The organism is Nocardia sp. NPDC055050, from assembly GCF_053608345.1.
Genome location: NZ_JBSGVG010000022.1, coordinates 98,871 through 119,800 on the forward strand (window position 1 = coordinate 98,871; position 20,930 = coordinate 119,800).

The 20,930-nt window shown below is 67.7% G+C and carries 21 protein-coding genes and 1 tRNA gene; 11 read left to right on the forward strand and 11 right to left on the reverse strand.

Features of this window, described 5'->3' with window-relative positions:
• Positions 1-27: 27 nt before the first annotated feature.
• The 4 genes from ACWGCN_RS22630 to ACWGCN_RS22645 form a co-directional block, all read right to left on the reverse strand.
• Complete coding sequence (locus ACWGCN_RS22630) at positions 28-1,188, reverse strand: acyl-CoA dehydrogenase (RefSeq protein ID WP_067447997.1); 1,161 nt, start codon at positions 1,186-1,188, stop codon at positions 28-30.
• A gap of 170 nt (positions 1,189-1,358) precedes the next feature.
• A complete protein-coding gene (locus ACWGCN_RS22635; RefSeq protein ID WP_387448033.1) occupies positions 1,359-2,018 on the reverse strand; it encodes a TetR family transcriptional regulator in 660 nt (219 codons plus the stop codon).
• Between the two features lie 57 nt (positions 2,019-2,075).
• Positions 2,076-2,582 carry a 5-(carboxyamino)imidazole ribonucleotide mutase gene (gene purE, locus ACWGCN_RS22640; RefSeq protein WP_378635602.1) on the reverse strand — a complete coding sequence of 169 codons (507 nt, stop codon included), beginning with the start codon at positions 2,580-2,582 and terminating at the stop codon, positions 2,076-2,078.
• A gap of 43 nt (positions 2,583-2,625) precedes the next feature.
• Positions 2,626-3,849, reverse strand: coding sequence for a 5-(carboxyamino)imidazole ribonucleotide synthase (locus ACWGCN_RS22645; protein WP_452458653.1), 1,224 nt, complete (start codon positions 3,847-3,849; stop codon positions 2,626-2,628).
• A 39-nt stretch (positions 3,850-3,888) separates the two neighbouring features.
• Here ACWGCN_RS22645 and ACWGCN_RS22650 point away from each other — a divergent pair, with 39 nt between their 5' ends.
• Positions 3,889-4,431 carry a GtrA family protein gene (locus ACWGCN_RS22650; RefSeq protein ID WP_378995423.1) on the forward strand — a complete coding sequence of 181 codons (543 nt, stop codon included), beginning with the start codon at positions 3,889-3,891 and terminating at the stop codon, positions 4,429-4,431.
• 1 nt (position 4,432) lies between these two features.
• Here the strand turns inward: ACWGCN_RS22650 and ACWGCN_RS22655 are convergent, their stop codons facing one another.
• The 3 genes from ACWGCN_RS22655 to ACWGCN_RS22665 are packed head-to-tail and all read right to left on the reverse strand — an operon-like array spanning position 4,433 to position 7,021.
• Positions 4,433-5,740, reverse strand: a complete 1,308-nt coding sequence (locus tag ACWGCN_RS22655; protein ID WP_378995421.1) for a sensor histidine kinase — start codon at positions 5,738-5,740, stop codon at positions 4,433-4,435.
• A gap of 7 nt (positions 5,741-5,747) precedes the next feature.
• Positions 5,748-6,446: a response regulator transcription factor gene (locus ACWGCN_RS22660; protein WP_056818039.1), complete on the reverse strand. Its 699-nt coding sequence runs from the start codon at positions 6,444-6,446 to the stop codon at positions 5,748-5,750.
• Between the two features lie 41 nt (positions 6,447-6,487).
• The gene (locus ACWGCN_RS22665; protein ID WP_378635591.1) at positions 6,488-7,021 is read right to left on the reverse strand and encodes a PH domain-containing protein; all 534 of its coding nucleotides are present in this window, start codon (positions 7,019-7,021) and stop codon (positions 6,488-6,490) included.
• Positions 7,022-7,169: 148 nt separating this feature from the next.
• Between ACWGCN_RS22665 and ACWGCN_RS22670 the strand changes: the two genes are divergently transcribed.
• Positions 7,170-8,138, forward strand: a complete 969-nt coding sequence (locus ACWGCN_RS22670; protein ID WP_378995419.1) for an acyl-ACP desaturase — start codon at positions 7,170-7,172, stop codon at positions 8,136-8,138.
• A gap of 36 nt (positions 8,139-8,174) precedes the next feature.
• On the opposite strand, the gene ACWGCN_RS22675 is transcribed toward ACWGCN_RS22670, so the two are convergent.
• Complete coding sequence (locus tag ACWGCN_RS22675) at positions 8,175-8,963, reverse strand: biotin--[acetyl-CoA-carboxylase] ligase (protein ID WP_452458654.1); 789 nt, start codon at positions 8,961-8,963, stop codon at positions 8,175-8,177.
• Positions 8,964-9,086: 123 nt separating this feature from the next.
• On the opposite strand from ACWGCN_RS22675, the gene ACWGCN_RS22680 reads away from it, so the two are divergent.
• From ACWGCN_RS22680 to ACWGCN_RS22690, 3 genes are all read left to right on the forward strand, one after another.
• The gene (locus tag ACWGCN_RS22680) at positions 9,087-10,727 is read left to right on the forward strand and encodes an acyl-CoA carboxylase subunit beta (RefSeq protein ID WP_378995413.1); all 1,641 of its coding nucleotides are present in this window, start codon (positions 9,087-9,089) and stop codon (positions 10,725-10,727) included.
• A 129-nt stretch (positions 10,728-10,856) separates the two neighbouring features.
• A complete protein-coding gene (locus tag ACWGCN_RS22685) occupies positions 10,857-11,186 on the forward strand; it encodes an acyl-CoA carboxylase epsilon subunit (protein ID WP_378995411.1) in 330 nt (109 codons plus the stop codon).
• Between the two features lie 43 nt (positions 11,187-11,229).
• Entirely contained in the window at positions 11,230-11,865 is a 636-nt protein-coding gene (locus tag ACWGCN_RS22690; RefSeq protein WP_378662369.1) for a nucleoside triphosphate pyrophosphatase, read from the forward strand.
• On the opposite strand, the gene ACWGCN_RS22695 is transcribed toward ACWGCN_RS22690, so the two are convergent.
• Positions 11,791-12,555 carry a helix-turn-helix transcriptional regulator gene (locus ACWGCN_RS22695; protein ID WP_379314440.1) on the reverse strand — a complete coding sequence of 255 codons (765 nt, stop codon included), beginning with the start codon at positions 12,553-12,555 and terminating at the stop codon, positions 11,791-11,793. The two genes, ACWGCN_RS22690 and ACWGCN_RS22695, sit on opposite strands and share 75 nt — an antisense overlap.
• 148 nt (positions 12,556-12,703) lie before the next feature.
• On the opposite strand from ACWGCN_RS22695, the gene ACWGCN_RS22700 reads away from it, so the two are divergent.
• The 4 genes from ACWGCN_RS22700 (at position 12,704) to ACWGCN_RS22715 (ending at position 17,216) form a co-directional block, all read left to right on the forward strand.
• Positions 12,704-13,594 (forward strand): sulfurtransferase, encoded by an 891-nt coding sequence (locus tag ACWGCN_RS22700; RefSeq protein WP_379314442.1) that lies wholly within the window; start codon positions 12,704-12,706, stop codon positions 13,592-13,594.
• Positions 13,595-13,782: 188 nt separating this feature from the next.
• The gene (locus ACWGCN_RS22705) at positions 13,783-15,582 is read left to right on the forward strand and encodes an acetyl/propionyl/methylcrotonyl-CoA carboxylase subunit alpha (RefSeq protein ID WP_452458655.1); all 1,800 of its coding nucleotides are present in this window, start codon (positions 13,783-13,785) and stop codon (positions 15,580-15,582) included.
• Positions 15,583-15,772: 190 nt separating this feature from the next.
• On the forward strand, positions 15,773-16,744 hold the full coding sequence (locus tag ACWGCN_RS22710) for a patatin-like phospholipase family protein (protein ID WP_452458656.1): 972 nt from the start codon (positions 15,773-15,775) through the stop codon (positions 16,742-16,744).
• Positions 16,745-16,853: 109 nt separating this feature from the next.
• Positions 16,854-17,216, forward strand: coding sequence for a hypothetical protein (locus ACWGCN_RS22715; protein ID WP_452458657.1), 363 nt, complete (start codon positions 16,854-16,856; stop codon positions 17,214-17,216).
• Between the two features lie 67 nt (positions 17,217-17,283).
• Here the strand turns inward: ACWGCN_RS22715 and lat are convergent, their stop codons facing one another.
• Together lat and ACWGCN_RS22725 are read right to left on the reverse strand one after the other, a co-directional pair.
• Positions 17,284-18,624, reverse strand: a complete 1,341-nt coding sequence (gene lat / locus ACWGCN_RS22720; RefSeq protein ID WP_452458658.1) for an L-lysine 6-transaminase — start codon at positions 18,622-18,624, stop codon at positions 17,284-17,286.
• Positions 18,625-18,690: 66 nt separating this feature from the next.
• Positions 18,691-19,143, reverse strand: a complete 453-nt coding sequence (locus ACWGCN_RS22725) for an Lrp/AsnC family transcriptional regulator (RefSeq protein ID WP_056818059.1) — start codon at positions 19,141-19,143, stop codon at positions 18,691-18,693.
• A gap of 118 nt (positions 19,144-19,261) precedes the next feature.
• Between ACWGCN_RS22725 and amaB the strand changes: the two genes are divergently transcribed.
• Both amaB and ACWGCN_RS22735 read left to right on the forward strand, forming a co-directional pair.
• Entirely contained in the window at positions 19,262-20,779 is a 1,518-nt protein-coding gene (amaB, locus tag ACWGCN_RS22730) for an L-piperidine-6-carboxylate dehydrogenase (protein ID WP_452458659.1), read from the forward strand.
• Positions 20,780-20,832: 53 nt separating this feature from the next.
• Positions 20,833-20,906 (forward strand) — tRNA-Met (locus ACWGCN_RS22735).
• The last annotated feature ends 24 nt before the right edge of the window (positions 20,907-20,930 follow it).

Consider the following 20,930-nt stretch of genomic DNA (forward strand, 5'->3'; position numbering starts at 1 on the left):
TGTGGAACACCCGGTCGGTGCGGGGAATCAGCCCTTGAGCAGGTTACGAGCCATCACCAGACGCTGGATCTGGTTGGTGCCCTCGTAGATCTGGGTGATCTTCGCGTCGCGCATCATGCGCTCGACCGGGAAGTCGGTGGTGTAGCCGGCGCCACCGAAGAGCTGGACGGCGTTGGTGGTGACCTCCATGGCCACGTCCGAGGCGAAGCACTTGGCGGCGGCGGAGATGAAGCCGAGGTTCTTCTCGCCACGCTCGGCGCGGGCGGCCGAGGTGTAGACCATCAGGCGGGCGGCCTCGATCTTCATGGCCATGTCGGCCAGCATGAACTCGGTGTTCTGGAAGCTGGCGATGGTCTTGCCGAACTGCTTGCGATCCTTGGTGTAGGCGATCGCGGCGTCGAGCGCGCCCTGGGCCAGGCCGACAGCCTGCGCACCGATGGTCGGGCGGGTGTGGTCGAGGGTCTGCAGCGCGGTCTTGAAACCGGTGCCGGGCTCGCCGACGATGCGGTCGCCGGGGATGCGGCAGTTCTCGAAGTACAGCTCGGCGGTGGGCGAACCCTTGATGCCCAGCTTGTGCTCGAGCGGGCCGACCACGAAGCCCTCGTCGTCCTTGTGGACCAGGAACGAGGAGATGCCGTTGGCACCCTTGTCGGCGTCGGTCACCGCCATCACGGTGTACCAGGAGGACTTGCCGCCGTTGGTGATCCAGCACTTGGAGCCGTTGAGGATCCAGTCGTCGCCGTCGGCCTTGGCGCGGGTGCGCATCGCGGCGGCGTCGGAACCGGCCTCACGCTCGGACAGCGCGTAGGAAGCCATCTCGCCGTTGACGATGTCGGCCAGGACCTTGGTCTTGAGCTCTTCGGAGCCGTTGAGGATCAGGCCCATGGTGCCGAGCTTGTTCACGGCGGGGATCAGCGAGGACGAGCCACAGACGCGGGCGACTTCCTCGATCACGATACAAGTGGCGACCGAGTCGGCACCCTGGCCGCCGTAGGCCTCCGGCACGTGCACGGCGTTGAAGCCCGCGGCGTTCAGCGCGGTGAGCGCCTCCTCCGGGAAGCGGGCGTTGCCGTCGACGTCCTTGGCGTAAGGAGCGATTTCCTTCTCGGCGAGGCCGCGGATGGCGCCGCGCAGCTCGTCGTGGAAGTCCTCGAGCTTGAACAGATCGAAGTCGGGGTTACCAGCCATCGGGGGCACACTCCTGGTCGTGGTCGTGATCGCTGCGGTCTCACAGCGCGTGTGGCGTCGGCACGCAGTGCCAATCTACTGAGGATTATACGCGCGACACTCTATCGCTACATGCGGATATATGGGTGGCACTCAGTGTCACCGCTGAGCGCTTCGGCTCGGGGTGGCGCTCACAGGTTACCGAGGCGCGCGGTGAGCAGATCGGCCACCTTGCGTGGCGGCATGTCGCGGGGGAACACGGCGAGCACCAGGTCGTCGGACTCGCTCGGCGCCCTGCGCCCGCGCGGGATCATGGCCAGTTCAGTGCGCAGATCGGCGACCGCCGCCCCCGATTCGCCGCGCACCATCCGCCGCAGCAAGTAGTTGTGCGTGGCGGTGACGGCGGCCGTGTACTGCACCCGGACCAGATCGGGCACCTCCGGCAACCGGCCGCGCAGGAACTCGGTGAACAGCCGCTCGTACCGGAACACCGTCACGATCTCGCGCTCGCGCAACGCGGGCACCCGCCGCACCACCTGATACCGCCGCGCCGCGATGTCGCGCCACTGCGTGAACCGCTCGAACACCCCGATCACGGCCTCGCACACCGCTTCCCACGGATCCCCGTCGACCCCTTCCAGGAATTCCTGCGCCGAGGCCAGCTGGAACTCGTGATCAGCGAAGATCACATCCTCTTTGGACCGGAACTGCCGAAAGAAGGTCCGCCGCGAGATCCCCGCCGCCACCGCGATCTCATCCACCGTCGTCGCCTCGTACCCCCGCTCGGCGAACAACCGCAACGCCTGATCAACCACCGTAAGCCGAAACTGCGCCGCATCATCGTGTGCCACGGACGTCAACCGTAGTCACTGCTCCGCAAGCGCCTCACCCGACGTCGACGAACCTCGTCAGCCCAGGAGCTTGGTGCGCAGGGCTTCGTCTTTGTCGAGGACCATTTTCTCGAGGCCGGCCTGGAACTGTTCCATGCGGGTGCGCAGGGAGTCGTCGGAGGTGCCGAGGATGCGGGCGGCGAGCAGGCCTGCGTTGCGGGCGCCGCCGATAGAGACGGTGGCTACCGGGACGCCTGCGGGCATTTGCACGATGGAGAGCAGGGAGTCCATGCCGTCGAGGTATTTGAGGGGGACGGGGACACCGATGACGGGCAGGGGGGTGGCCGAGGCGACCATGCCGGGGAGGTGGGCGGCGCCGCCCGCGCCCGCGATGATCACCTTCAGGCCGCGGCCCGCGGCCTCACGGGCGTAGTCGAGCATGCGCTGGGGGGTGCGGTGGGCGGAGACGACGCCTACTTCGAAGCGGATGCCGAATTCGGCGAGGGCCTCGGCGGCGGCTTCCATGGTGGGCCAGTCGGAGTCGCTGCCCATGATCAGGCCGACCTGGGGTCCGTTGGTGCTCACGTGGGTTCCTTAGGGGTCGAAAACTGTGGTGGCAGAAGTGGTGTCACGCGCCGTGCGGGTCCCAGCCGTCGGTCCAGACGGCGTGCGACATCCAGTGCGCCGCCCGCTCGGCCTTTTCCCGGACCTCGACGGCGTCGTCACCGAGGACGTTGAGGTGACCGATCTTGCGGTCGGGCCGTTCGCCCTTGCCGTAGAGGTGCACCTTGGCCTCGGGCAGGCGGGCGAACAGGTGGTGCAGGCGCTCGTCCATCGACATCTCGGGAGCCTCGGCCGCACCGAGGATGTTCGCCATCACCGTCACCGGGGCGAGCGGCGTCGTATCACCGAGCGGGTAGTCCAGGACCGCGCGCAGGTGCTGCTCGAACTGGCCGGTGCAGGCACCGTCCATACCCCAGTGGCCCGAGTTGTGCGGGCGCATCGCGAGCTCGTTCACCAGGAGCTCGCCGTCGTGGGTCTCGAACAGCTCGACGGCCATGACGCCCACCACACCCAGACCAGCGGCGAGCTCCAGCGCCATGGTCTCGGCGCGCGCGGCGAGGTCCTCGTCCAGATCCTGGGCGGGGGCGATCACCACGGCGCACTGCCCGTTGCGCTGCACGGTCTCCACGACCGGCCAGGTCGCGGCCTGCCCGAACGGCGACCGCGCGACCATCGCCGACAGCTCCCGCTTCAACGAGACCTTCGACTCGGCCAGCAACTGCACATCGTGCGCGAGCTGGTCGGTGACCAACCGGGTGGCCTCGGCCGCGTCGGCGGGCATCCACACGCCACGACCGTCGTACCCGCCGCGCACGGCCTTCAGCACGAACGGCCAGCCGTGCTCGTCACCGAAGGCCACCGCGTCCGCGGGCGCGGCGACCTCGACGAACGCCGGAACCGGCAGACCCAGCGCGGACAGCTTCGTGCGCATGGCCAGCTTGTCCTGGGCGAAGATCAGCGCCTGCGGCGGCGGCGCCACGTTCACGCCCTCGGCGACCAGCACGTCGAGGTGCTCGGTCGGCACGTGCTCGTGATCGAAGGTGAGCGCGTGCGAACCGCGCGCTGCCTTTCGCAGCGCGGACAGGTCGTCGTGGCTGCCGAGCACGACGTCGGGGGTGACCTGGGCGGCGGGGTCGTCCGGCCGCTCGGCGAGCACCCGTAGACGCTGGCCCAGGGCTACCGCGGCCTGGTGCGTCATACGCGCGAGCTGACCCCCACCGACCATCGTGACGGTGGGCATGGCTGACGGATCGAATGAACGTGCACTCACGTCGTGCAATGTTGTCATGTCGAATGCGAATGTTTGCGACCGGTACACTCAGAACTCGTGTCAATCGTCGACGACGTGGTCAGCGTCCTTCCCCCGCGCCTGCGAGAAATCGCGATCAGGCATAAAGAGCTGATCAAATTCGCCCTCGTCGGCGCCACGACGTTCGTGATCGACAGCGGCCTGTACTACCTCCTGAAATGGACGATTCTCGCCGACAAGCCGCTCACCGCCAAGATCATCTCGGGCGTGGTGGCGGTGATCGCTTCCTACATCCTCAACCGAGAATGGTCGTTCAAGAATCGGGGCGGCCGGGAGAAGCATCACGAGGCGCTGCTGTTCTTCGCGGTGAGCGGGATCGGGGTGGTCCTGGCCAATATCCCGCTGTGGATCTCGATCTACGGGCTCGATCTCCGCGAACCCCATGTGAGCTTCGTCGTCGCGAACGTGGCCGATTTCTTCAGCGCGTTCATCATCGGCAACCTGCTGCAGATGGCGTTCCGTTTCTGGGCGATGCGGCGCTGGGTGTTCCCCGACGAGATCGACGAGATCGTGGCCGAGTTCGAGGAACTGGTCGAAGAAGAGCACCTCGGCCGAGCCTGAGTCAGCGCGGCTCGGTCAGGGTCGCGTTCTGCGGGCGGTTGAGCTTGGAACCCAGGAACACCGCGAACAGGGCCGGACGGCGCCGCTGCAGCTCGAGCCGGCCGCCGTCGGCCTCGACCAGCGCGCGGGCCAGCGCGAGACCGACACCGGTCGACCCGCCCGCGGAGAACCCACGATCGAAGATGTGCGGCGCCAGTTCGTCGCGCACACCCTCGCCCTCGTCGGACACCTCCACGCAGATCAGCGGGTCGCGAGAGCTCATCGTCGGGACCGTGCGCACCGAGATCGTGCAGGTGCCGCCGCCGTGCATCAGGGCATTGTCGACCAGCACCGCGACCGCCTCGCGCAGCCGCGAACCGGTGATCGGGGCCTGTAGGGACTCGTCGCCGAGCAGCAGCAGTTCGCGCCCGGTCTCGTGGAACGGGTGGGTCCACTCGGTGACCACACCGCGCAGTTCCGCCATCACCGGCACCGGATCGCGGTCGGTGGCGTCTTCGTCGCGGGAGGCGCGGACCAGGTCGTCGATGGCGTCGGTGAGCCGGTCGACCTGTGCCATCGCCTCCTCGGCCTCGTGCACCACCTCGGGGTCGGCGTGGGTGGACAACTCGTCCAGGCGCAGGCGAACGGCGGTCAGGCGGCTGCGTAGCTGGTGGGAAACGTCGGCCACCAGCGCGTGCTCGCGTTGCAGGCGGCCGGCGATCTCGACGGTCGCCGAATCGAGCACATCGGAGACCCGGTCCAGTTCGGCGATGCCGTGGCGGCGCGGATCGGGCCGGAAGTCACCCATCGCCAGCCGGGCCGCCCTGGCGGCCACATCGCGCAGCGGGTCGGCGACGCGGCGCGCGGTCACCACCGCGACCGAGAACGCCGCACCCAGCGAGGCGAGCACGGCCAGCGCCACCGCGGCGACCGCCTGCTCCTGCCGGGAATGCATCGGCCCGGCGGGCACCTCGAGCCGCAGCGAACCGGACGTGCCCATCGACAGCGATTCGACCAGCGGATCCGCCACCTCCGCGACGCCGATATCGGTGCGCGCGGCATTGTCGTGCGGGGCCGGATAGACGATGGTGAGCTTGCCGCCCTCGGGGACCAGCGCACTCATGGCGCGCACGTCGAGACCGTCGTGGACGGTCCCGTCGACCCGTTCCTGGGCGATCACCTCGGTCGAGATCCGGTCGAGGCGACTCTGCAGATCGTTGCGGGTGATGTCTTCGACCCACAGCCACGCGGTGTAGATCAGCGGCACGCCGAGCACCACCGTGGTGATGGTCAGCACGGTCAGGATCGAGCGCAGGATGCGACGGCGCACTGCGGCGTCAGCCTCGGTGCGAGGTGGGGCCGTCGGTATTGAGCCGGAACCCCACACCGCGCACGGTGACGATGCGGCGCTCCGCCATCGGGCCCTCGTCGCCGATCTTGCGACGCAACCAGGACATGTGCATGTCGAGCGTCTTGGAGCCGCGCAGGTCGGCGTCGCCCCAGACCTCGCGCAGGATGGTCTCGCGCGCCACCACCTGGCCCGCCCGGTCGATGAGGACCTTGAGCAGCTCGTACTCCTTGTTGGCCAGGTTCACCTCGGCCCCGTTGACCAGCACCCGCCGCGCCGCGGGTTCGAGCCGGATCGCGCCGACCTCCACCGCGTCGTCCCCGATTCCGCTGCGCCGCAACAGGGCTCGCACGCGGGCGAGGAGTTCGGCCAGCCGGAACGGTTTGCCCACGTAGTCGTCGGCGCCCGCGTCGAGGCCGACGACGAAGTCGACCTCGTCGGTGCGGGCGGTGAGCATCAGCACGGCCAGATCGGCCCCGCTCGCACGCACCTGCCGACACACCTCCAGCCCGTCCATGCCGGGCAGGCCCAGATCGAGGATCAGCAGGTCGTGGTTGCCCTCGAGGGCGCGGCGCAACACCGCCGGGCCGAAGCGTTCGACGGTGACGGTGTAGCCCTCACGCCCCAGTGCACGCGACAGGGGTGCGGCGATCGCCTCGTCGTCTTCGGCCAGCAGAACAGCGGTCATCTGCACAGGTTAAATGTTTCTGATCAGCGAGGACGGGCAGCTCACCGGTAGCCGCCGCCCCAGTGCTGCTCGTTGGCGGACCGTCCCGCCTCGAAGACCTGGTGGTAGAGCAGCGAATGGACCTGCTGGACCTGGGGCACGTCGTCGTACTCGAGCGGCTCCTCCGAGGAGGAGCCGATGATCAGGGTGCCGGTGCCGAGCGCCCGGTCCAGCAGACCGTGGCGGAACTGCACACTGGAGATCCGGCTGAGCGGGATATCGATGCCGGTATGGGTGAGCACGCCCTGGCGCACCAGCACCCGCCGACCGGTGACGATGAAATGCGTCGACTTCCAGGCGATCACGCGCGCGACGACCCGCCACGCGACCAGCCCGAGCCAGGCCAGCCCGATCAGGATCAGCAACACCGTGCGCACGTGACCGGTGGTGTTGCGCCAGGCCAGGCCGCCGAGGAATCCGGCGATCGCGGTCACGACGATGAGAGTGACGATGGGCCACACCAACATCTTCCAGTGTGGGTGGCGGTGCAGGATCAACTGCTCGTCGGGCGCGAGGACATCCTCCGGGTAACCCATGACCGAACAGTACCGCGCTGGGACGTCGGGTTCTGCGACAGTCGCACCGCATTTCTCGATGCCACGGCCGAGGCGATACTGTGGATTACACGCTAGATGCCAGGTTTTGCCCTTATCTGCTTGCTCGATACCGACAGTGGAGGCACGCGTGACCGAAGATCTGACTCAGCTCGAAATCCTCACGGCCCTCGAACCAGTGGCCGAACAGAACCTCAACCGGCACCTTTCCATCGCCAAGGACTGGAATCCGCACGATTACGTGCCGTGGGAGGAAGGCCGCAATTTCGCCGCGATGGGCGGAAGCGATTGGGAGCCATCACAATCCAGGCTCACCGATGTCGCCAAGGCGGCGATGATCACCAATCTGCTCACCGAGGACAACCTGCCGTCCTACCACCGCGAGATCGCCGAGAACTTCTCCCTCGACGGCGCGTGGGGCACCTGGGTGGGCCGCTGGACCGCCGAGGAGAACCGCCACGGCATCGTGATCCGCGATTACCTCGTCGTCACCCGCGGCGTCGACCCGGTGGCGCTGGAGGAAGCGCGGATGGTCCACATGACCCAGGGCGCGCACGCACCGGCGAACTGGGGTGGATTCCTGGTCAACGTCGCGTATGTGACGTTCCAGGAGCTGGCCACCCGGGTGAGCCACCGCAATACCGGTCGGGTGTGCGACGACCCGATCGCCGACAAGATGCTGGCCCGCGTCGCCACCGACGAGAACCTGCACATGATCTTCTACCGCAACCTGTGCGCGGCGGCGCTCGACCTGGCCCCCGACCAGGCGATGCCCGCGATCACCAAGGTGCTCACCAATTTCCAGATGCCGGGGGCGGGCATGCCCAACTGGCGGCGCAACGGCGTGCTGATGGCCAAGCACGGCATCTACGACCTGCGCCAGCACCTCGACGAGGTGGTGCGGCCGGTGCTCAAGCAGTGGAACGTCTTCGACCGCAACGACTTCGGTGCGCGCGGTGAGACAGCGCGCGATGAACTCGCGCTGTTCATCGACAAGCTGGAGAAGGATGTGCTGCGGTTCGAGGAGCAGCGCGACCGGCTGCTGGCGCGCGAGCGCGAGGTGGCCGAGCGCGCGACCGCGGGTGCGGCCGCACACTGATCCGTCTCGGCGACGGGCCCGGCTCCGGGCCCGTCGTCAGTACTGTCCGCGCAGGTGGGAAACGTCGCCGGCCGATACCGCCCGCTCACCGATGAGCAGCCGCCCGGTGTCGTCGACATCGCTCGCCACCCCGGTGAGCACCGTCCCGCCGGGCAGTTCGGCACGCACTTCCATGCCGATGGTGGCGCATCGCTCACGGTATTCGGCCACCAGATCGACGGTGTCCCAGCCCGACCGCTCCCACGCGGTGAAGCGGCGCGAGAACTCCGCCAGGATCGCCGCGACCAGCGCGGTGCGGTCGACGTCGGTCGCACCGGCCAAGCTCAGCGAAGTCGCATGGGCGACAGGCAGTTCCGATTCGGCGAGGTCGACGTTCATCCCGATGCCGACCACCACCGCGGGCGCGATGCCGGTCGCGGCGACCTCGGCCAGGATGCCCGCGAGTTTGCGGCCGTCGAGCAGAACATCGTTGGGCCACTTCAATTCCGGTGCGACACCGGCGGTGCCGCGCAGCGCGTCGACCACCGCGATGCCGGTGAGCAACGGCAACCAGCCGAGCGCGGCGGGGTCGATGCCGGGCAGGCGCACCAGGATCGACAGCGAGATCTGCGCGCGGGGCGGACTCACCCACGCGCGGGCATGTCTGCCGCGACCGCTCACCTGTTCCTCGGCGAGCAGAGCCTGACGATCGGCGGACGGGTCGGCGGCGCGAGCAACCAGGTCGGCGTTGGTCGATCCGGTCGATTCGACTACATCGATCCGGTCGTAGAACGACAGGCCCGGCGAGCTGCGCAGACCCCGTACATCGATGGGTGCCCTGTTCATTCCCGGCAGGTTACTGGAGTTCTCTGTGAACGGTCATGACCATAGCTAGCTGGGGTTTCTCTACTGGCCGGTAAGCGAGACTGCCGTGGTGCGCGGAGGTGTCACTCGTTACACTCGCAACCCATGACGAGTGTCCAGCAGCAGCCCGCATCGGAATCGGCGGGCGCCCCCGATATCCACACCACCGCCGGGAAGCTGGCTGATCTGCGGAATCGGCTGGAAGAAGCGCAACACCCGATGGGTGAGACCGCGGTCGACAAGGTGCACGCCAAGGGCAAGATGACCGCGCGTGAGCGCATCCTCGCCCTGGTCGACGAAGGCTCCTTCGTCGAACTCGATGCCCTCGCCAAGCACCGCAGCGTGAATTTCGGCCTGGAGCACAACCGCCCGCTCGGTGACGGCGTCGTCACCGGCTACGGCACCATCGACGGCCGCGACGTGTGCATCTTCTCGCAGGACGTCACCGTGTTCGGTGGCTCGCTCGGCGAGGTCTACGGCGAGAAGATCGTCAAGGTGATGGACCTGGCGATCAAGACCGGCCGTCCGCTGGTCGGCATCAACGAGGGCGCGGGCGCACGCATCCAGGAGGGTGTCGTCTCCCTCGGGCTCTACGGCGAGATCTTCCACCGCAACGTGCAGGCCTCCGGCGTGATCCCGCAGATCTCGCTGATCATGGGCGCCGCCGCCGGTGGTCACGTGTACTCCCCCGCGCTCACCGACTTCGTGGTGATGGTCGATCAGACCTCGCAGATGTTCGTCACCGGGCCCGACGTGATCAAGACCGTCACCGGTGAAGAGGTCTCGATGGAGGACCTGGGTGGCGCGCACACCCACATGGTGAAGTCCGGTGTGGCCCACTACGTGGCCTCCGGTGAGCAGGATGCCCTCGACTACGTCAAGGACCTGCTGAGCTACCTGCCGAGCAACAACCGCGCAGAGGCGCCGCGCCACGCTCCGACCGACCCGATCAACGGTGCGATCGAGGATGCCCTCACCGACGAGGACATCGAGCTCGACACGATCATCCCGGACTCGCCGAACCAGCCCTACGACATGCACGAGGTCATCCGTCGGCTGCTCGACGACGACGAGTTCCTCGAGGTCCAGGCCGAGCGCGCGATGAACATCATCTGCGGCTTCGGCCGGGTGGACGGGCGCAGCGTCGGCATCGTCGCCAACCAGCCGACCCAGTTCGCCGGCTGCCTCGACATCGACGCCTCGGAGAAGGCCGCGCGCTTCGTGCGCACCTGCGACGCCTTCAACATCCCGATCATCACCCTGGTGGACGTGCCCGGCTTCCTGCCCGGCACGGGCCAGGAATACAACGGCATCATCCGCCGCGGTGCGAAGCTGCTCTACGCCTACGGCGAGGCAACTGTGGGCAAGATCACGATCATCACTCGCAAGGCCTACGGCGGCGCCTACGACGTCATGGGTTCCAAGCACATGGGCGCCGATGTGAACCTGGCATGGCCCACCGCCCAGATCGCCGTGATGGGCGCCTCCGGCGCTGTCGGATTCGTCTACCGCAAGCAGCTGCTCGAAGCCGCCAAGAACGGCGACGACGTCGATGCGCTGCGCCTCGAGCTGCAGAACGAGTACGAGGACACTCTCGTGAACCCGTACGTCGCCGCCGAGCGCGGCTACGTGGACGCGGTCATCCCGCCCTCACACACCCGTGGCCAGATCGTGTCGGCGCTGCGGCTCCTCGAGCGCAAAATGGTGACCATGCCGCCGAAGAAACACGGCAACATTCCGCTCTGAAAACGCGATATCCCGGATAGGCCGCGCACACTTGCTGTGGAAGACAACTATTGATCGGCGCGGCCACACCGGGAATGATCGCGTCAACCGCGCTGTGAAGCGAAGTAAGTGCAGGAAGGATCTGGCACTGTGACAACTGTGGCAGAAGAAGACGTGCTGACAGTCGCCGAGCTCGAGCTCGTCGTCGAACCACTCGTCGAAGAGGTCGACCTGCCGGCGGGCACGGTGGCGCAGGCCACCGTCGACGCCGCGGGCGAACCACTGTTCCGCATTCTCAAGGGCTCGCCCACCGATCAGGACATCGCGGCTCTGGTCGCCGTCCTGAGCGCGGCGACGGCCGACGCACCCGTCGGCGGATCGAACGGACCGGCCGACGCATGGGGCACATCGACGATGATGCATCGGGGCACGAACCCGTTCTCGCCGTACGTGTACCCGATGCTGTCGCACCTGCGCTGAGGTGACCGAAGCTGGTGCGGCGGTCACCGGAGCCGCTGCTGCGGTGACCAGGCTGGTGCTGGCGTCGGCGTCGCCTGCCCGGCTCGGGATCCTGCGCACCGCGGGCATCGATCCCGTGGTGCGGGTCTCGGGCGTAGACGAGGACGCGGTGTCGGCGGCTCTGCCCGCCGGTACCTCCTCGCACGATGTCGTCGTCGCCCTGGCTCGTGCCAAGGCGGCCGACGTTGCCGCGTCGATTCCCGAATTCGGTGCCGACTGTGTCGTCGTCGGCTGCGATTCGATGCTGCTCGTCGACGGGCAGCTCCAAGGCAAACCGCACACCCCGGAGGTGGCGCGCGAGCGCTGGGCCACGATGGCGGGCCGCAGCGCCGATCTGATCACCGGGCACTGCGTGCTGCGGCTGCGCGACGGCGAAATCGTCGCCGAGTCGGCCGAATGCAGCAGTACCACGGTGCATTTCGCGAAGCCGACGCCGGATGAGCTCGATACCTATATCGCGTCGGGCGAGCCGCTGAAGGTCGCGGGGGCGTTCACCCTGGACGGGCTGGGCGGCTGGTTCGTCGACCGGATCGAAGGCGATCCGTCCAGCGTCATCGGGATCGGACTACCGCTGTTGCGCCGGCTGCTCGAAGACGTCGGTGTCGGTGTCACGCAACTGTGGCGGGATCCGCGGGACTGACGGCGCGATCACGTGCTCATCCCCCGGCTCCATGGCCGGGGTGCGGTCGGGCGCGGTCATCGTCAGATCGAGCCGGGCCGTACACAGCTCGGGCTCGACGAAGGGGTGCAGCTGCACGTCCACCCGGCCGCGGGCGCCGTTGCGTTCGAGCACCTCCCGCATGAGCCCCATGTGCACGCCGCACACCACTTCGGCGTGTGAGCGGGCCAGTTCCCGCAGCGGGCAGGCCGTCAGGTTGATCTGGACGTGCTCGGAGGTCTCACCGGCGGGTTCCTTCTCGGGTGCGAACCCGAGCTCCGACATCAGCGACATGGTGATGTCCCTGGCGTCGGCGAGGGTTTCCACCGGCTGGGTGCCGATGTCCATCCGGGCACCCCAGGCGCGACCAGCGGCCACGGCGGCGGCGGAACGGGCGATCGGATCGGGGCCGAGATGGTCTGCCAGTACCTGCGCGAGCTCCTGATATCCCACCGAGCGCTGCACCGCGCGATAGCCGATGCGCGGGCGGCCGCGGCCGCGTGGCGGTTGCTGGAACTGGCGAACCAGCGATTCGCGGGTGAGGACGTCGAGGTGGAATCGGACGGTGGTGACGTGCTGTCCGGTGATGCGGGCCAGTTCCTGGGCATCGAGGGGCTCGGTGGCGCCACGTAGGATCGCGAGCAGTCGCCGTCGCGGCCAAGAATCGGACATAGCTCACCCCTCCTCTCCAGAGACTTTATCGGACATCCGTGCGCTTTATTCGCCCATTGTGTCGATTCGTGATGTGCCACCACACACTTACCATCGGCTGCGACCACACAGTGGTCGCACCCACCCAACTCGCGTGAAGGACCACACCGTGCCCGTCGCCCCGGATCCGCACCCCGCCTTCGGTTCCTACGCAGTCCCGCATCGATTGGTAACCACAGAATGGCTGTCCGCAAACATCGGCGTGCGTGGTTTACGAATCATCGAGTCCAACGATGACATCCTGCTCTATGACATCGGCCATGTCCCAGGCGCGGTCAAGATCGACTGGCGCGGCGACCTGAGCGACCCGGTGACCCGCGATTATGTCGACGGCAAGCGCTTCACCGAGCTGATGCGCGCCAAGGGTATCGAGCGCGACGACACGATCGTGATCTACGGCGACCGCGGCAACGCCCAGGCCGCGCACACCGCCTGGATCTTCACCCTGTTCGGCCACGAGGACGTGCGCCTGCTCGACGGCGGCCGCGACGCCTGGATCTCCGAGGAACGCGACACCACATTCGACCAGCCCTACCCCACGCCCAGCGACTACCCCGAGGTCACGCGCGACGACACGACCGCCCGCGCGTTCCGTGAGGACGTACTCGCCAGACTCGGCGAACCCCTCGTCGATGTGCGCTCGGCGCAGGAGTACTCCGGCGAGCTCGAGGACAAACCGCGCAACCAGGAGTACGCCGCCCTGCGCGGCGGGCACGTGCCGACGGCGGTGAACATCCCGTGGACCGAGGCCGCCACGATCGACGGCCGCTTCCGCTCCCGCGCCGACCTGGACGAGGTCTACGGCACGCTTCCCGCCGACGACCTGGTCGTCTACAGCGGGGTGGGCGAGCGGTCCAGCCACACCTGGTTCGTCCTGACATTCCTGCTCGGCCGCAGGTCGGTGCGCAATTACGACGGATCGTGGATCGAATGGGGCAACTCGGTGCGGGTACCGATCGTCACGGGCACTGAACCAGGTGTCGCGAATCGGATCATTTGAAACATGTTCACATCACTGGACGCCGCGTAGTGTGACCTGCGACCTACTCGACAGTAGGGCTAGCCGAGTTCGAGCAGGGTTGGCACACTGCCTACACTCGCCCGAGACGAAAGTTGTCGATACCGGGCACGGGGCCTAACCGGCGACCCGTTCCCCGACGCGACCAAAGATTGCACACAGGAGGCTCAGTGCCCAGCCATGCCAGCGCACGGATCACGAAGGTACTCGTAGCTAACCGCGGCGAGATCGCGGTTCGCGTGATCCGGGCTGCCAAGGACGCGGGAATCACCAGCGTCGCGGTGTACGCCGAGCCCGATGCCGACGCTCCCTTCGTGAAGCTCGCCGACGAGGCGTTCGCCCTCGGCGGTCAGACCTCTGCCGAGTCGTACCTCGTGTTCGACAAGATCCTCGACGCCGCGGCCAAGTCCGGCGCCGACGCGATCCACCCCGGTTACGGTTTCCTCTCCGAGAACGCCGACTTCGCCCAGGCCGTCATCGACGCCGGGCTGATCTGGATCGGCCCGTCGCCGCAGTCCATCCGCGACCTCGGTGACAAGGTCACCGCGCGCCACATCGCCGAGAAGGCGAAGGCGCCGATGGCCGCGGGCACCAAGGACCCGGTCAAGAACGCCGACGAGGTCGTCGCGTTCGCCAAGGAATACGGCGTCCCGGTGGCCATCAAGGCCGCGTTCGGTGGCGGTGGCCGCGGCATGAAGGTCGCCCACACCATCGAGGAGATCCCCGAGCTGTTCGAGTCGGCGACCCGTGAGGCCATCGCCGCCTTCGGTCGCGGCGAATGCTTCGTCGAGCAGTACCTCGACAAGGCCCGCCACGTCGAAGCCCAGGTCATCGCCGACCAGCACGGCAACGTGGTCGTCGCCGGTACCCGCGACTGCTCGCTGCAGCGCCGGTTCCAGAAGCTCGTCGAGGAGGCGCCCGCGCCGTTCCTGTCCGACAAGGTGCGCGCCGCGATCCACGAGTCGGCCAAGCGCATCTGCCGCGAGGCGGGCTACTACGGTGCGGGCACCGTGGAGTACCTGGTGCAGGGCGAGACCGTGTCGTTCCTCGAGGTGAACACCCGCCTGCAGGTGGAGCACCCGGTCACCGAGGAGACCGCGGGCATCGACCTGGTGCGTCAGCAGTTCGCGATCGCCAACGGCGAGGAACTGTCGATCAAGGAAGACCCCACCCCGCGTGGCCACTCGTTCGAGTTCCGGATCAACGGCGAGGACGCCGGTCGCGGCTTCCTGCCCGCTCCCGGCCCGGTGAACGTCTACCGCGAGCCCACCGGCCCCGGTGTGCGCGTCGACTCCGGTGTGGTCCAGGGCAGCGTCATCGGCGGTCAGTTCGACTCGATGCTGGCCAAGCTGATCGTCACCGGCGAGAACCGTGAGCAGGCGCTGCAGCGTGCCCGCCGCGCGCTGGCCGAGTTCGAGGTCGAGGGTCTGGCGACGGTGATCCCGTTCCACCGCGCGGTCATCGAGGATCCGGCCTTCATCGGCGACGGCGAGAAGTTCGACATCTACACCAAGTGGATCGAGAACGAGTGGAAGAACACCGTCGAGCCGTACACCGCCGGTGGCGTGTCCGACGATGACGACGACGATCTGCCCCGGCAGAAGGTTGTCGTCGAGGTCGGCGGACGTCGCGTCGAGGTGTCGCTGCCCGGTCAGTTCAGCCTCGGTGGCGGTGCGGCCGGTTCGGCGGGCAACGGTGTGGTGCGCAAGAAGCCGAAGGCGCGCAAGCGTGGCGGCGCCGGTGCCGGTGCCGCGTCGGGTGACGCGGTGACCGCGCCGATGCAGGGCACCGTCGTGAAGGTCGCGGTCGAAGAGGGCCAGACCGTCGAGGCGGGTGACCTGATCGTGGTGCTCGAGGCCATGAAGATGGAGAACCCGGTCAACGCGCACAAGGCCGGTGTCGTCACCGGGCTCGCCGTCGCGGCGGGTGCGGCGATCACCCAGGGCACGGTCCTGGCGGAGATCAAGTAGACAACAGCTAGCTGTCCACAACGGGCGTCGGTCTCCACGGACCGGCGCCCGTTGTCGTTCGCCGAGCGGCCGCGAGGAACCGCGCTGACGGATTCGTGTCCGGCACCGCGGAGACGGATCGGTGAACGGGCGCGGAAGATCATGCGTCTCGCCCGGCTGGGTGGCCTGCTTCTGTCGTATCGTGGGTCGGGTGACCAGTACTGCGCACACCGATCTGGACCCGCTCTCGACGCCGGGTTCGGCCACGGTGGCCGAGGTCATCGAAGCTCGCCGGGAAACCGGTAGCCGTACTGACGGCAATCGTCTCGCGCTGGTGATCGAGGGCGGTGGCAGCCGCGGTGTGTATTCCAGCGGCATGGTGCAGGCGCTCGAGGAGCTGGGTCTGGCGAAGGTGTTCGACGCCGTGTACGGCACGTCGGCCGGGGCGATCAACGGCGCCTGGTTGCTGTGCGGGCGCGCGGCGACGGGGATGCGGTCGTGGACCGATCCGGCGATCATGCGCCGCGTGGTCGATCCGGTACGCATCTTCCGCGGTCGCCCCGTGTTCGATCTGCACTATCTCGTGCATCGCGTGTACGACGGCATCGAACCGATGGACTTCCCCGCGATTCTGGCCAACCCCACCACCTTCCATCCCATCGCGACCGATATCCGCACCGGGCAGTCGGTGGACCTCGGGCCCTACATCACCGACAAACAGAGCCTCATGACGGCGCTGCGGGCCTCTGCGGGCCTTCCGCTGCTGGCTGGACCACCGGTCGCCCTCGCGGGTGGCAGCTACTTCGACGGCGGCCTCACCGAAACCGTCCCGATCCGCACCGCCGTGGCCGCGGGCACCACCCACGCCCTGGTCCTGCGCACCCGCCGGACCGATGAAGTCCGCCCGCCCGCGCCCCTGCTGCACCGGGTGGTCGGCGGCGGCTATATGCGTGCCATCGCGCCCGGTGCGTTCCGGGCGTGGAGCAAGCGGCCGGGGCAGCAGGCGATGGAGGACAGCTACCTCGACGGCCTCGGCGATCATGTCCTCCAGGTCCACCCACCCGCCGGTTCCCCCGCCATCGACAGCGCGGCCCGCGACACCGACTTGCTCACCCGCGCGCTCGACATCGGCCGCACCGCGGTTCACTCCCTGCTCGGTGGCGGCACCCTCCGCACAGCCTGATTCCGGCTCGGCCGACGACACCTGGGCCCGTGCCCGGAGCCGCCGCCCGCGTGCGGCTTCGGCAGCGGTCGGCGGCCGTGGCCCAGCGGTCGAACACTAGGCTGCTCGCGTGGAACCGATCGAGATCAACGCAGGGTCCTGGTATCTGCGCGCGCTGCGCGCCGACGAGCGCATCGACGACCGACCCGCGCTGGCCGACGGCGGCATCACCGATCCCGGCTACGTGGCCACCCGGTCGGCGCAGTGGGCGGACGAATCGCACTTCTCCTGGGCGGTCTGCGTTCCGACGACGGCCGAGATGGTCGCCGAGATCGGCGTGACGCCCGGCCCCGACGCCACCGCGGCGGTCACCGGCTGGGCTCGTCCCGGCGAGGACGAGGCACTGGCCGCCGGTCTGGCCTCGATCCACCGTTTCGTCGCGGGCGCACTCGGACTGACTGTTCCGCCTCCCCGCGTATCTCGGCCGGATTGAGGCGCGGGGAGGCTCGGTTACGCGGCTGGCGGTGAGGTGTCGGTCAAGTCAGCCGGTGCCCGACGAGTTACCCGTGTTCTCGCGTGAGTACCGCGTCCAGCGCGTCGACGGCCTGACTCAGCTCGTCCTCGGTGACCGTCAACGGCGGACGGAAGCGGATGCCGCGCTCCCCCGTGCCGAGCAGCAGCACATGCTCACGTTCGCGCAGTTCCGTGACCACCCGATCACGCAGCTGCGGCGTCGCCAGCGTCACCGCGCACATCAGCCCACGCCCACGCGCCTCGCTGACCACGTCCGGGTGCGCGGCGGCCAGCTTGCCGAGCCGGTCGAGCAGGAACGCGCCGAGCGGTGCCACGCCCTCGATCAGCCGATCCCGTTCCAGCACTTCGAGAATGCGCCGGGTGCGCACCATGTCGGTGAGGTTGCCGCCCCAGGTGGAGTTGAGCCGTGAGCTCACCCGGAAGACATTGTCGACCACCTCGTCGACCCGGCCGCCCGCCATGATTCCGCAGATCTGGGTCTTCTTGCCGAAGGCCACCACATCGGGCGCGACATCCAATTGCTGGAAGGCCCAGGTGGTTCCGGTCAGGCCGACGCCGGTCTGCACCTCGTCGAGGATGAACAGCGCGTCGTTGGCGTGGCACAGCCGCTGCATGGCGGCGAGGAATTCCGGCCGCAGATGACGGTCACCGCCTTCGCCCTGGATCGGTTCGGCGATGAAGCAGGCGATGTCGTGCGGGTTGTCGGCGAAGGCCTGTTCGGCCTGGGCCAGCGCCCGCGTTTCGAGGGCGGCGATGTCGGGGCCCGCGAAAGTGTGCGGTGTGTCGATGCGCGGCCAATCGAATTTCGGGAATCGCGCGGTCTTGACCGGGTCGGTGTTGGTGAGCGACAACGTATAACCGCTGCGCCCGTGGAAGGCGCCGGTCAGGTGCAGCACCTTGGTACCGAGTTCCGTTGCGCGACCGTGCGATTCGTTGAGCCTGCTCTTCCAGTCGAAAGCGACTTTCAGCGCGTTCTCCACCGCGAGCGCGCCACCGTCGACGAAGAACAGGTGCGGCAGGCGCGGATCACCGAGCACGCGGGCGAAGGTGTCGACGAAGCGGGCCATCTCGACGGTATAGATATCGGAGTTGCTCGGCTTGTTCAGTGCGGCGTTGGCCAGCTCGGCGAGAAAGCTCTCGTCGCCGGCCAGCGCGGGATGGTTCATTCCCAGCGCGTTGGAGGCGAAGAAGCCGAACATGTCGAGATAGCTGGTGCCGTCACGTTCGTCGACGAGCGTGCGACCGCGCGATTCGTGTAGGTCGAGCACAAGCTCGAAACCGTCCGCGAGGATGTGCGAGGACAGGATTTCGTGGACCCGGTCGGCGGGGATGACCGCCGCGCCAGGGCGCTCCAGTTCGATGGTCATGAAACCGACGATACGCAAATATTTACGGAAGTTCTACGGAATCACGAATCAAATTACGGAAGATCACTACCTGTCATAGAATGTCTGCAGGATGATCGTGCTGCGGGTGTGCACATTGGCCGTGGCCCTGATCTCCTGCAGCAGATGTTCCAGATGCCGAGGCGAGGCCACCCGAACCAGCAGGACGTAGCTCTCCTCGCCCGCTACCGAGTGGCACCCCTCGATGCCGGGGATGTGCTGCAGCAAGGCGGGCGCGTCATCGGGCTGGGACGGGTCGAGAGGAGTGATCGCGACGAACGCCGACAACAAGTGCCCGAGCGCTTCGGGGTCCACCTGCGCCGCGTATCCGCGGATCACGCCGCGCGCTTCGAGCCTGCGCACCCGCGATTGCACCGCGGAGACCGAGAGACTGGCCTTCTCCGCCAGATTCGACAATGTGGCGCGGCCGTCTGCCATCAGTTCTTTGATCAATAGTCGATCGATGTCATCGAGCTGGGGTCGAGCCGGTGTATCCGCCATCAGCGAAGGCTAACGCAGCGTGGGGCTCGCGCGGGGAAAACTTCTTTCCGTTCCCCACCGAATTCTCCCGAACTTTTCCGTGAGTCGTACCAAACAGCAGAAGGTGAGCAGAGTACCGATGACGCAGACCGTGAACTTCTCCGAGCAGCTCTCGCTGCGAGCCAGGGCGCTCCTGCACGGCCTCGGCGCCGCGGTGCCGGAGCCCGGCCCGCTGCTGGCGCGCACGCCGATCTCCGGCGGTGTCCTGTTGCCGCTGGCCGTCGACGCCCCCGCCGACGTGGACGCCGCGATCGGCCGCGCCGCAACCGCGTTCGAGGCCTGGCGCACGGTCCCCGCGCCGGTGCGAGCGGGCCTGGTGCGCAGGCTGGCCCAGTTGCTGGTGGCCCACCAGGACGAACTGGCGGAGCTGGTGACCCTGGAGGCGGGCAAGATCGGCCCCGAGGCACTGGGCGAAGTGCAGGAGATGATCGACGTCTGCGAGTTCGCGATCGGGCTCTCGCGCCAACTCTACGGCGCCACTATGCCTTCCGAACGTCCCGGCCATCGCCTCATGGAGACATGGCATCCACTCGGCGTAGTCGGGGTGATCTCGGCGTTCAATTTCCCTGTCGCGGTGTGGGCTTGGAATACCGCGATCGCCCTGGTGTGCGGCGACACGGTGGTCTGGAAGCCGTCGGAGACCACACCATTGACGGCGCTGGCCTGCCACACGCTGCTGCGTCGCGCGGCGGTGGATGTAGGCGCGGATCCCGCAGTGCACCAGCTGATCCAAGGGGACGCGACCGTCGGCTCGGCGTTGGTCGACGATGGCCGGGTCGCCCTGGTGAGCGCGACGGGCTCGGTGCGGATGGGCGCCACCGTCGCCCCACGGGTGGCCGGGCGTTTCGGTCGATGCCTGCTCGAGCTGGGTGGAAACAACGCCGCGATCGTCGCGCCGAGTGCCGATCTGGAACTGGCGGTGCGTGGCATCGTCTTCTCCGCGGCGGGGACAGCGGGCCAGCGGTGTACGAGTCTGCGGCGGTTGATCGCGCATCGTTCGATCGCCGACCAGCTGGTCGAACGGCTCGCCGCGGCATACGGCCAACTGCCCGTGGGCAATCCACTCGACGACGGCATCCTGGTCGGGCCGCTGATCAACGAGCGCGCCTTCGCCGGGATGCAGAAGGCGCTGGTCGGGTCGGTGGCCGAGGGCGGCGACATCATCTGCGGCGGTGAGCGCGTCGAGACGCTCGGACCCGACGCCTACTACGTGCGGCCCGCCATCATCCGCATGCCCGCGCAGACCGAACTCGTGCGCGAGGAAACCTTCGCGCCGATTCTGTACGTGCTGACCTACGACGAACTCGACGAAGCCATCGCCTTGAACAACGGTGTGACCCAGGGACTTTCCTCGTCGATCTTCACCCTCGACCAGCGCGAGGCCGAACAGTTCCTCGCCGGTTCCGACTGCGGCATCGCCAATGTCAACATCGGAACATCGGGCGCGGAGATCGGCGGCGCGTTCGGCGGGGAGAAGAACACCGGCGGCGGCCGGGAATCGGGCTCCGACTCCTGGAAGGCCTACATGCGCCGGGCCACCAACACCGTCAACTACTCCACCGAACTCCCGCTCGCGCAAGGCATCCATTTCGGCTGATCAGGCCAGCGATTTCGCCTTCCACCCCACCCCGTGTAAAGTGGTATTTGCAACGCGGGATGGAGCAGCTCGGTAGCTCGCTGGGCTCATAACCCAGAGGTCGCAGGTTCAAATCCTGTTCCCGCTACTACGAAGAAGGCCCCGGAGTTTC